The organism is Nocardiopsis sp. NPDC006139, from assembly GCF_040614155.1.
Classification (GTDB): domain Bacteria; phylum Actinomycetota; class Actinomycetes; order Streptosporangiales; family Streptosporangiaceae; genus Nocardiopsis; species Nocardiopsis changdeensis.
Window position 1 is genome coordinate 91269 of sequence record NZ_JBEXTT010000024.1, and the last position, 11282, is coordinate 102550.

Sequence of the window (11282 nt, forward strand, 5' to 3'; positions counted from 1 at the left end):
GTGCCCGGTGACCCGCGCCGACCGGTGCGCGCGGAATCGGTCGGGGCCGCTCAGCCCAGGCCGCGCACCCAGGCGAACGCCGACGCCACGTCGTGCACCACGGGCACACCCGCGGGCCCCGGCGGGCGCCGCACCACCACGACCGGGACGCCCAGCAGGCGCGCGGCCTCCAGCTTGGGCCGGGTGTAGGTCCCGCCCGAGTTCTTGGTGACCAGCACATCCGACCCGTGTCCGGCCATGAGGCCGCGCTCGCCGTCCAGCGTGTACGGCCCCCGCCCGGTCACCAGCCGCCAGGGGGCGGGCGGCGCCTGATCCGGCGCGTCCACCACCCGGGCCAGGACCGGGAGCCCGCCCAGGGCCGGGACGAACCGCGCCAGCTCCTGGCGCCCCACGGTCAGGAACGGCCGGGAGCCCAGCCGCGCGGCCGTCCGGGCCGCCTCCCCGTGGTCGGCGGCGTGGTGCCAGCCCGGCTCCGGTTCCCACCCGGGCCTCTCCAGCCGTAGCAGCGGCAGGTCCGTGCAGGCCGCGGCCGCGTTCGCCGACATGCCCAGGGCGAAGGGGTGGGTGGCGTCCACGACCGCGTCGTAGTCCGCGAGCGCCGCCCGCAGCCCGGCCACCCCGCCGAAGCCGCCGATGCGGACCCGGCCCTCCGGCAGGCGCGGCCGCGCCACCCGCCCGGCCAGCGACGAGGTGACGTCCACCCCGGCCGCCACCAGGAGCGCGGCCAGTTCGCGGGCCTCGGAGGTGCCGCCCAGCAGGAGCAGCCTCACCGCGCACCCCCGGGGTGCGGTTCGGGCAGTCCCGGCGGGGCGCCCTCGAGCGCCAGCTCCAGCAGGGCGTCGACGTCCAGGTGCTCCTCCACCAGGTCGGCCAGCAGGTCCAGGCGCCGCTCCCGGGCCGGGGCGAACCGGACGCCGGACGCCCCGTGCCCGAGCGCCTCGGCCAGGAACGCCTCCCGGAACGCGTCGCCCTCCAGGGCGCCGTGCCACAGGGTGCCGAACACCGCCCCCGCGCGCGCCCCGCCCGGGAACGCCTCGGCCCCCGGCCCGCGCGTCACCGTGCCGTGGTGGATCTCGTAGCCGCTCACGGGCACACCGAACGCCTCCCCGGACGGCAGCCCCAGGGTCTTGTCCGCGGTGAAGTCGGTGCGCACGTCCAGCAGGCCCAGCCCCGGCGCCCGCGCCCCTCCGGGCGCCTCCACCCCGTCGGGGTCGGCCACCGTGGTGCCCAGCATCTGGAACCCGCCGCAGATCCCCAGCACCGGCCGCCCCCGGCGGGCGTGCTCGACCACGGCCCGGTCCAGCCCCCGCGAGCGCAGCCACGCCAGGTCGGCCAGGGTGGCGCGGGTGCCGGGCAGCACCACCAGGTCGGCGTCGGAGAGGTCGCGCGGACCCGACGCGAACACCACGTCCAGGTCCGGCTCCAGGCCGAGCGCGTCCACGTCGGTGAAGTTGCTGATGCGGGGCAGGCGCACCACCGCCACCCGCCGCACCCGGTCCCCGTCCGCGCGTCGGCCCTCCAGGTCCAGGGCGTCCTCGGAGTCCAGCCACAGCCCGGGATCCCACGGCAGGACGCCGTAGACGCGCCGGCCCGTGCGCCGCTCCAGGTCCGCCAGTCCCGGTTCGAGGAGCGCGGGGTCGCCCCGGAACTTGTTGACGACGAAACCCGCGACCAGGTCGCGGTCCGCCCGCTCCAGCAGCGCCACCGTGCCGTACAGGGCGGCGAACACCCCGCCCCGGTCGATGTCGCCCACGACCACCGCGGGCAGGTCCGCGTGCCGGGCCAGCCCCATGTTGACGTAGTCGCCCGCCCGGAGGTTGATCTCGGCGGGGCTGCCCGCGCCCTCGGCGACGACGACGTCGTACCTGGACGCGAGGTCGTCGAAGGCGGCGTGCGCCGCCTCGGCCAGGTGGCGGCGGCCCGCCTCCCAGTCCGCGGAGGACACCTCGCCCGCCGGATGGCCCATCAGCACCACGTGGCTGCGCCGGTCGCCGCCGGGTTTGAGCAGCACCGGGTTCATCGCGGGCTCCGGTTCGGCGCGCGCGGCCAGCGCCTGCACCCACTGCGCCCGGCCGATCTCTGCCGCCCGCCCGTCCGGGCCCCGGCAGACCATGGAGTTGTTGGACATGTTCTGCGCCTTGTACGGGGCGACCCGCACGCCGCGGCGCGCGAAGGCCCGGCACAGGCCGGTGGTGACCACGCTCTTGCCCGCGTCGGAGGTGGTCCCGGCGACGAGAAGTCCTCCCGCCCGTCGCCCACCACCGTCCGACGCGGGCGCTTCGCGCCGCCCCGGACTTCCGCCCTCAGCGGTGGCCTTCGGCCCGGTGCTCATCGCGGCCTCCGCAGCAGCGCGGTGTCCATGACCCATCCCGCCTTCCCCCGGGCCCGCAGCCGGGCCTCCTCGATCTCGGGCAGCACGTCGCCGACCCGTCCCGCGACCAGTTCCTCGGTCTCGGTGCCCAGGTTGGCACCCCACCACACGGACCAGTCCGCCAGGCCGTCGAACCCGTGCCGCCCGGACAGCATGACGACGATGTCGCGGTGGCCCGCGGCCACCGCCTCCCCCAGGCGGCGGGCCGGGGTGACGTGGACCGGGTCGCCCACCCCGTGCAGCACGATCCGGTGCCGCGCGGCGAGCAGCTGCGGGGCGCTGATCCCCGGCAGCACGTCGTACTCCACCGGCACGGCGCCCCGCGCGGCCACGGCCTCCACGATCCGCAGCGTCGAGTCGTACAGGGAGGGGTCCCCCCAGACCAGGAACGCCGCCGTCCCGCCGCGCTCGCCCAGCACCCGCTCGTAGGCGCGCACCCGGGCCTCGTGCCAGGCGGCCACGGCCCCCTTGTAGTCCCCGGAGCCGCGGTCCCGCACGGGGTCGGGCACCTCCACCAGCGGGACGCCGTACGCCGCGCAGACCGCCCGCCGCAGCGCCAGCAGCCCGTCGTCGTCGCCCTTGCGGGCGGCGACCGCGTAGTCGCACCCCCGCAGGGCGTCGGCCGCCTCCCCGGTGAGCTGGCGGGGACCCGTACCGATCCCCAGGATCCGCACCCTCACTCGGCCCGCTCCTCCAGGTCGCCCTCGACCTCCAGGTACACCTCGGTCAGCGCCTGGAGGGTCGCGGGGTCCGGCTCCGCCCACAGGCCGCGCCGCGCCGCCTCGTGCAACCGCTCCACGATGCCGTGCAGCGCCCACGGGTTGGACGCGCGCAGGAACTCCTGCGTGGTCCCGTCGAGCACGTACTCCGCCGCGAGCCGCTCGTACATCCAGTCGTGGACGACCCCGGCCGTGGCGTCGAACCCGAAGAGGTAGTCGACCGTGGCGGCCAGCTCGAACGCGCCCTTGTAGCCGTGCCCCCGCATCGCGGCGATCCAGCGGGGGTTCACCACCCGGGCCCGGAACACGCGGGCCGTCTCCTCCGACAGCGTGCGGGTGCGCACCGCGTCGGGCGAGGTGGAGTCGCCCACGTACGCCCGGGGGTCGGACCCGGTGAGCGCGCGCACGGTGGCGATCATGCCGCCGTGGTACTGGAAGTAGTCGTCGGAGTCGGCGATGTCGTGCTCGGCGCTGTCGACGTTCTTGGCCGCCACCTTGATCCGCCGGTAGTTGGCGCGCATGTCGTCGGCGGCCGGGACCCCGTCGAGCCCGCGGCCGTAGGCGAAACCGCCCCAGGCGGTGTACACCTCGGCCAGGTCGCGGTCGTCGCGCCAGTTGCCCGACTCCACCACCTGGAGGATGCCCGCCCCGTAGGAGCCGGGCGCGGAGCCGAAGATGCGGGTGGTGGCCCGCCGCAGGTTCCCGTGCGACTCCAGGTCGGCCAGGGCGTGCGCGCGCACGAAGTTGAGCTCGGCCGGCTCGTCGAGCCCGGCCACCAGCGCCACGGCGTCGTCCATCATGGCGACCACGTGCGGGAAGGCGTCCCGGAAGAAGCCGGAGATGCGCACCGTGACGTCGATCCGCGGCCGCCCCAGCTCCTCCGCGGGCACCACGTCCAGCCGCGCGACCCGGCGTGACGCCTCGTCCCACTCGGGCCGCACCCCCAGCAGGGCCAGCACCTCGGCCACGTCGTCGCCGGACGTGCGCATCGCCGAGGTGCCCCACACCGACAGGCCCACCGACTCCGGGTAGGTCCCCGTCTCCTCCAGGTGGCGGCGCAGCAGCGACTCGGCCATGGCCTGGCCGGTCTGCCAGGCGAGCCGCGACGGCACCGCGCGGGGGTCCACGGTGTAGAAGTTGCGCCCGGTCGGCAGGACGTTGACCAGGCCCCGCAGGGGCGACCCGGACGGCCCCGCCGGGACGAACCCGCCCGCCAGGGCGTGCAGGACGTGGTCCATCTCGTCGGTGGTGCGGGCCAGGCGCGGGACGACCTGCGCGGCGGCGAACTCCAGCACGGCGCGCACCCGGTCGTCGTCGTGCAGGCCCGGCACCGCGGCCGGGTCCCAGCCCGCGGCCTCCATGCGCTCCACCAGGGCGCGGGCGGCCGCCTCCACCGCGTCGACCTCGGCGGTCGGCGCGCCCTCCTTCAGGCCCAGCGCCGCGCGCAGCCCCGGCACGGCCCCGCCCACCCCGCCCCACACCTGGGCCGCGCGCAGCACGGACAGGACCAGGTCCACCCGTGTCGCGCCCTCGGGGGCGGCGCCCAGTACGTGGAGGCCGTCGCGGATCCGGGTGTCCTTGATCTCGCACAGCCAGCCGTCGACGTGCAGCAGGAAGTCGTCGAACTCCTCGTCGCCGGGGCGCTCGGCCAGGCCCAGGTCGCGGTGCATCTCCGCGGCCCGCATCAGCGCCCAGATCTCGCCGCGGACCGCGGGCAGCTTCGCCGGGTCCATGGCGGCGATGTTGGCGTGCTCGTCCAGCAGCTGCTCCAGGCGGGCGATGTCGCCGTAGGTCTCCGCGCGCGCCATCGGCGGGATCAGGTGGTCCACGACCGTGGCGTGGGCGCGCCGCTTGGCCTGGGCCCCCTCGCCCGGGTCGTTGACCAGGAACGGGTAGACCAGCGGCAGGTCGCCCAGGGCGGCGTCGGTGGCGCAGGCCGCCGACAGGGCGGCGTTCTTGCCCGGCAGCCACTCCAGCGAGCCGTGCTTGCCCAGGTGGACGACCGCGTGGGCGCCGAACCCGTGCTCCAGCCACCGGTAGGCGGCCAGGTAGTGGTGGCTGGGCGGCAGTTCCGGGTCGTGGTAGATCGCGATGGGGTTCTCGCCGAACCCGCGCGGCGGCTGTACCAGGACGACGACGTTGCCCGCGCGCAGGGCGGCGAGCACGATCTCGCCGTCGTCGTTGACGTAGAGGTTCCCCGGGGCGGGCCCCCAGGCCCCGGCCACCGCCTCCCGCAGCTCCGCGGGCAGGTCCCGGGTCCACTCGGCGTACTCCCGGGCGGTGATGCGCACGTGGGCGTCGGTGAGCTGGCCGGAGGTCAGCCACTCCTCGTCCTGGCCGCCCGCGGCGATCAGGGCGTGGACGAGCGCGTCGCCCGCCCGCGCCTCGTCGGGCAGGTCCAGGCCGGGCAGGTCCCCGGGAGCGCCGAGGTCGTAGCCCTCCTCGCGCAGCCGCCGCAGCAGGCGCACCAGGGACCGGGGCGTGTCCAGGCCGACCGCGTTGCCGATCCGGGCGTGCTTGGTGGGGTAGGCCGACAGCACCACCGCGATCCGCTTCTCGGCGGGCGGCACGTGCCGCAGCCGCGCGTGCGCCACCGCGATCCCGGCCAGGCGGGCGCAGCGCTCGGGGTCGGCGACGTAGCGGGGCAGGCCGTCCCGGTCGATCTCCTTGAAGGAGAACGGCACGGTGATGATGCGGCCGTCGAACTCGGGGATGGCGATCTGGCTCGCCGAGTCCAGCGGTGTGACGCCGTCGTCGGACGCCTCCCAGGCGGCGCGCGGGCTCGTCAGGCACAGCCCCTGGAGGACCGGGACGTCCAGGGCGGCCATGCGCTCCACGTCCCAGGCCTCGTCGTCCCCGCCCGCGCCCGCCGTGGCGGGGGTGCTGCCGCCCGCGGCCAGGACGGTCACCACCAGCGCGTCGAACGCGCCCAGCGCCTCGTACAGGTCGTCGGGCGCCGAGCGCAGCGACCCGGCGAACACCGGCACGCCCACCGCCCGGCCGGTGGCGTCCACCGCGTCGGCCAGGTCGTGCGCGAACGCCGTGTTGCCGCCCGCCTCGTGGGCCCGGTAGTACAGGATGCCGATCCGGGGCAGGCCGGGGCCGGCAGGGAGGTCGCGCTCGGCGAAGCCCCACGCCGGGATCTCCAGGGGAGGCTCGAACCCCTCGCCGGTCAGCAGGACGGTGTCCGACAGGAAGGCGTGCAGCCGGGCCAGGTTGGCGGGCCCGCCCTGGGCGAGGTAGCGGTGCGCGTCGGTGGCCGCCCCGATCGGCACGGTGGAGTGCTCCATCAGCTCCGCGCTGGGCTGCTGCTCGCCGCCGAGCACGACCAGCGGGACGCCCCGCTCCCGGACGGCGGCCAGCCCCGGCCACAGGTCGTGCGGTGAGCCCAGCAGCCGCACCACGACCAGGCCGGCGCCCTCCACGGCCGCGGCGAGCTCGTCGTCGGAGGCGCGGGACGGGTTCGCCCACGTGTAGGCGGCGCCGCTCCCCCGCGCGGAGAGCAGGTCGGTGTCAGAGGTGGACAGCAGTGCGATCCGTACCGTCATGGCCGGATACCTCCCCAGGGGGTCGTGGGCTGTGGTTCGTCGGGACCGTCGGTGTTCGCGGAAGGAGGGCGTTCGGGCGGGGCGGCGTCCCGGGGGCCGCCCGGGGATAGGGGGCGGTCCGGGGACCGGGGAGGGGCCGGGGTCCGGCGCAGGAACCGGACCACCGGGTGGCCGGGCCCCTCGTCGACCTCGGCGCGCACCCCGTACACCTCCCCGATGAGGGCGGGGGTGAGCACCTCGCCGGGCGTCCCCCCGGCGACCGCCCGGCCGCCGCGCAGCACGAGCAGCCGGTCGCAGTACATCGCGGCCAGGTTCAGGTCGTGCATGGCGATCACGGTGGTCACCGGAAGGCCGACGACCAGCTCCATCAGGTCCAGCTGGTACTGGATGTCGAGGTGGTTGGTCGGCTCGTCCAGCAGCAGCTCCCCGGGCTCCTGGGCCAGGGCGCGGGCGATCTGGGCGCGCTGGCGCTCGCCGCCCGACAGCGTCTGCCAGGACCGGTCGGCCAGGCCGGCGAGCCCGGTGGCCTCCAGCGCGGCCGCCACCGCCGCGGCGTCGGCGGCCGACGCGGGCGTCCAGGCGCGCCGGTGGGGGATGCGCCCCAGCGCCACCACGTCGCGGACCGTCAGCTCGGTCCGCGCCTCCGCGTGCTGCTCCACGACCGCCACCCGCCGCGCCGCCGCCCTGCGGGGCGTCCGGGCGAGCGGGCGGCCGTCCAGGACGACGACCCCGGAGGAGGGCGCCAGGACACCGGACAGCAGCCGCAGCAGGGTGGACTTGCCCGAGCCGTTCGGCCCCAGCAGCCCGACCGTCTCGCCGGGGCGCGGGGCCAGGCTGACCCCGTCCACGACCAGGCGCCCTCCCGCCGGGCGGCTCACCCGCTCGGCCCGCAGCCCGCGCTCCCGTTCCGGGGGCGCGGCCTGCGGGGGCGCTCCCGCCAGGGTGGTCCCGCGATCGGTCACAGCGCCCTCCTCGTCCGGTACAGCACGGCGACGAACGCCGGCACGCCGATGAGCGAGGTCACCACGCCCACCGGGATCTCCCGCGGGTCCAGCAGCGTGCGCGCCGCCGTGTCCACCCACACCAGGAAGACGGCGCCGGTCAGCGCGGCCACCGGCAGCAGCCGGGCGTGGCCGGCCCCGGTGAGCATCCGGGTGACGTGCGGGAGGACCAGCCCCACGAACCCGATCGCCCCGGCGGCGCTGACCAGCGCGGCCGTGAGCAGCGCAGTGACGGTCAGCAGCACCAGGCGGGCCCGGGCCACCCGCACGCCCAGGTGCGCGGCGGCCTCCTCCCCGAAGGCGAAGGCGTCCAGGGTGCCGGTGTTGGCCAGGCAGACCGCCAGCACGGCGGCCAGCACCAGCGAGCACAGGGCCACGTCGGACCACCCCGCGCCGGAGAGCGAGCCCAGCAGCCAGAACAGCACCCCGCGCGTGGTCTCGGCGTCCGCCGAGGTCAGCACCACGAACGAGGTCAGGGCCGAGAAGAGCTGCATCGCCGCGACCCCGGACAGGACGACGCGGTCCATGCCGCCGCCGAGGGTGTGGGACAGCAGCACCACCGTCCCGAAGGACAGCACCGCCCCGGCGAAGGCCCCCGCCGACAGCGACACCGCTCCGGCTCCCCAGCCCAGGACGATCACGAGCACGGCCCCCGTGGAGGCGCCGGAGGACACCCCCAGCACGAAGGGGTCCGCCAGGGGGTTGCGCAGCAGCGACTGCATGACCGCCCCGCACAGCGCCAGCCCGGCCCCGCACACCGCGGCCAGCAGGGCGCGGGGCATGCGCAGGTTCCACACGATGCCGTCGCGCAGCACCGACAGGGGGCTCTGTCCGTGGCCGAGCCGGGCGAGCACGGAGCGCCCGACCTCGGCCACGGTGATGTCGGCCGGGCCGACGGTCACCGCCGCGGCGACCGACACGGCCACCGCCGACAGGCCCAGCGGGACGAGCAGCGCGAGGCGCGCGCCCCTCACTGCGCGAGCCCGAGTTCCCGCAGTCCGGCGGCGACCTGCTCCACACCCTCGACGGTGCGGATCGACGGGTTCATGGCCTGGCCGCTCAGCAGGATGTAGCGCTCCTCGCGCACCGCGGTGAGGTTCCGCGTGGCGGGGTGCCCCTCCAGGAAGTCGATCTTGGCGGCGGCGGTCTCGGCGGTCTGCGACTCGCGGGTCAGGTCGCCCAGCACGATGACGTCCGGGTCGCGGTCGGCGACGGTCTCCCAGTTGATCTGGGGCCACTCGTCGTGGGTGTCGTCGAAGGCGTTCTCCGCGCCGACCGCCCGGGTGATGGCGCCCGGGGCCCCGCAGCACCCGGCCAGGTAGGGGGACTCGGAGTTCGCGAACCAGTACATGAGGGACACCCCGGAGGCGTCCAGGTCCGCGGTGGCGGCCTCCACCCGGCCCTCCAGGCCGGCGACGAGCTCCTCGCCGCGCTCGGGGACCCCGAAGACCCGGGCCAGGTCGCCGATCTCCCCGTAGACGACGTCCAGGGTCAGCGGTTCGCTGCGCGACCCGTCGCCGCCGCTGTCGTTGTCCTTGCCCGCGGCGCAGTCCGAGGGGGAGACGTAGGTGCCCACGCCCAGCTCCTCGAACTGCTCCCGGGTGGCGACGCCGCCGGTGCCCAGGGTGGACTCGAAGGACGCCGTGACGAAGTCGGGCTCGGCCTCCAGGACGCGCTCGAACGAGGGGTTGTTCTCCGCCAGGCGCGGGACGCCCTCGTCGGCCTCCTCCAGGCCCTCCATGATCGGGTCGGTCCAGGTGGCGGTGCCGACCACGCGGTCCTGGAGCCCCAGGGAGTACAGGATCTCGGTGGTGCCCTGGTTGAGGGAGACCACCCGCTCGGGGGGAGCGCCGAGGGGCACCTCGTGCCCGCAGTTGTCGAGGGACGCCCCGTCGGCCGGGGCGGAGCCGGCCTCGGCCCGCCCGTCCCCCGGGCCGGGGGAGCAGGCGGTGAGCAGTAGGACGGGGACGAGCAGCAGGGGGCCCGCGAGGGGCGTACGGCGGTGCATGGGATGCCTTGCATGTCGGGGCTCGGACGCGGAGCCTGGCATGGGTCGCCCGCGCGGTGTCGGCGCGCGGGGCCAGCAGGTCTTCGGACTCGGGCTCACCCGGACGGAGTGCCTTCCCAGGCCGGTCCGCACCGCCGTTCCCGGCCCGCACGGTCCCGCCCCAGTGGCGCAGTACCCCGCCCGTCCCCCTCACCGCTGCGCGTCAGTTCCGGATTCGCACCGGATTCCCTGACCACCGGAGTGGTACGACTGGCCCGGGCAGGATACCAACGCCGCCCCGGGCGTACGCGGCCGGTCCCGGCGGGAAAAGGCGTTGTCGCCCGGACGGCGCCTCGGCCATAGTGGCGGGACCCCGGGAGCCCGGCGCCGGGACGCCGGGGATCCGGCGCCGCCGCCCGCGCCCCCGGGCCCCTGCCCTGCCCCGGCACGACCCTGCGCCCCCTCACCAGGAAAGGAACCCCCATGTCCACCCTCCGGGTCACCGCGGAGAGGCTCACCGTCCACCCCCACCCCAACGCCGACGCGCTCGAACTGGCCCAGGTCGGCCTGTTCCGCGCGGTCGTGGCCAAGGGCGCCTACCGCACCGGTGACTGGGCCGTCTACATCCCCGAGAACGCCCTGCTGCCCGACGGCCTCATCGACGAGCTCGGCCTGACCGGCAAGCTCGCGGGCTCCCGGCGCAACCGGGTCAAGGCGATCCGGCTGCGCGGCGAGATCTCCCAGGGCATCGTCTGCAGCCCGCGGGCGCTGGCCGACCGGGACCTGGCGGCGGCCCACGAGGAGGGCGCGGACTTCGCCGCGGAGCTCGGCGTCACCAAGTGGGTGCCCGAGATCCCGGTGCACATGAGCGGGGAGGTCGTCGCCGCCCCGGACCTGCTGCGCTGGATCGAGGTGGAGAACGCCAAGCGCTACCCGGACGTCTTCACCCCCGGCGAGCCGGTGGTGGCCACGGAGAAGATCCACGGCACCGCCTGCCTGTTCACGCTGGTCGCGGAGACGGGCGAGGAGTTCGTCTCCTCCAAGGGGCACGGGTCGCGCAACTTCGCGCTGGCCTTCGCCGAGGACAACCTGTACTGGCGCTCGGTGAGGACCCACGGGGTGCCCGATGCGGCCCGCCGGATCGCCGAGAAGTTCGGCGCGGCCCGGGTGGGCGTGTTCGGCGAGGTGTTCGGCGCCGGCGTGCAGGACCTGGGCTACGGCGAGCACGGGCGCAGCGAGCGGCCGGGGTACGCGGTCTTCGACGTGCGCCTGGACGTCGACGGCACCGTGTCCTGGGTCGACGCCGCCGACCTGCCGGGCCTGCTCGCCGAGGTCGGCCTGCCCGCGGTGCCCGAGCTCTACAACGGCCCCTACGACGAGGCCGCGCTGTTCGAGGCGGCCCAGGGCGACGAGACCTGGAGCGGCCGCGCCGCCCACATGCGCGAGGGCGTGGTGGTCCGGCCCGCCCGCGAGCGCTACTCGCCGGTCCTCGCGGGCCGCGCGATCGCCAAGTTCGTCTCCGACGCCTACCTCACGCGCAAGGGCGGCACCGAGTACGAGTGACCGCCGTGCCGCCGGGGGGGCCCCCCCCCCCGGCCCCCCCCCCCCCCGGCCCCGCCCCCCCCCCCGCGGGGGGGGGGGGGCGGCGCGCGCCAA

8 protein-coding genes and 1 riboswitch are annotated in these 11282 nt (G+C 76.3%); of the genes, 1 reads left to right on the top strand and 7 read right to left on the bottom strand.

Going from position 1 to position 11282, the window contains the following annotated elements; translation table 11 throughout:
- Window positions 1-50: 50 nt before the first annotated feature.
- From ABZ249_RS26705 to ABZ249_RS26735, 7 genes are read right to left on the bottom strand one after another with little or no spacing between them, the layout of a single operon-like run.
- Window positions 51-770 (bottom strand): cobalt-precorrin-6A reductase, encoded by a 720-nt coding sequence (locus ABZ249_RS26705; protein WP_355268245.1) that lies wholly within the window; start codon window positions 768-770, stop codon window positions 51-53.
- On the bottom strand, window positions 767-2332 hold the full coding sequence (locus ABZ249_RS26710; protein WP_355268248.1) for a cobyric acid synthase: 1566 nt from the start codon (window positions 2330-2332) through the stop codon (window positions 767-769). Before ABZ249_RS26710 ends, ABZ249_RS26705 begins: the two co-directional genes overlap by 4 nt.
- On the bottom strand, window positions 2329-3051 hold the full coding sequence (gene cobF, locus ABZ249_RS26715) for a precorrin-6A synthase (deacetylating) (RefSeq protein WP_220560763.1): 723 nt from the start codon (window positions 3049-3051) through the stop codon (window positions 2329-2331). Before cobF ends, ABZ249_RS26710 begins: the two co-directional genes overlap by 4 nt.
- Window positions 3048-6638, bottom strand: coding sequence for a cobaltochelatase subunit CobN (gene cobN, locus ABZ249_RS26720; RefSeq protein ID WP_355268251.1), 3591 nt, complete (start codon window positions 6636-6638; stop codon window positions 3048-3050). The genes cobF and cobN overlap by 4 nt, the downstream gene beginning before the upstream one ends.
- Window positions 6635-7579, bottom strand: coding sequence for an ABC transporter ATP-binding protein (locus ABZ249_RS26725; RefSeq protein WP_355268265.1), 945 nt, complete (start codon window positions 7577-7579; stop codon window positions 6635-6637). Before ABZ249_RS26725 ends, cobN begins: the two co-directional genes overlap by 4 nt.
- A gap of 17 nt (window positions 7580-7596) precedes the next feature.
- On the bottom strand, window positions 7597-8613 hold the full coding sequence (locus tag ABZ249_RS26730; protein ID WP_355268254.1) for an iron chelate uptake ABC transporter family permease subunit: 1017 nt from the start codon (window positions 8611-8613) through the stop codon (window positions 7597-7599).
- Entirely contained in the window at window positions 8610-9647 is a 1038-nt protein-coding gene (locus tag ABZ249_RS26735) for an ABC transporter substrate-binding protein (protein ID WP_355268256.1), read from the bottom strand. Before ABZ249_RS26735 ends, ABZ249_RS26730 begins: the two co-directional genes overlap by 4 nt.
- Before the next feature lie 56 nt (window positions 9648-9703).
- Window positions 9704-9916, bottom strand: a riboswitch (cobalamin riboswitch).
- 193 nt (window positions 9917-10109) lie between these two features.
- Between ABZ249_RS26735 and ABZ249_RS26740 the strand changes: the two genes are divergently transcribed.
- Complete coding sequence (locus tag ABZ249_RS26740) at window positions 10110-11189, top strand: RNA ligase (ATP) (protein WP_355268259.1); 1080 nt, start codon at window positions 10110-10112, stop codon at window positions 11187-11189.
- Window positions 11190-11282 lie beyond the last annotated feature (93 nt).

Coding starts and splice junctions, on each gene's coding strand:
- ABZ249_RS26710 (WP_355268248.1), bottom strand. CDS start 2,332: ATGAGCACCGGGCCGAAGGCCACCGCTGAGGGCGGAAGTCCGGGGCGG.
- cobN (WP_355268251.1), bottom strand. CDS start 6,638: ATGACGGTACGGATCGCACTGCTGTCCACCTCTGACACCGACCTGCTC.
- ABZ249_RS26735 (WP_355268256.1), bottom strand. CDS start 9,647: ATGCACCGCCGTACGCCCCTCGCGGGCCCCCTGCTGCTCGTCCCCGTC.
- ABZ249_RS26740 (WP_355268259.1), top strand. CDS start 10,110: ATGTCCACCCTCCGGGTCACCGCGGAGAGGCTCACCGTCCACCCCCAC.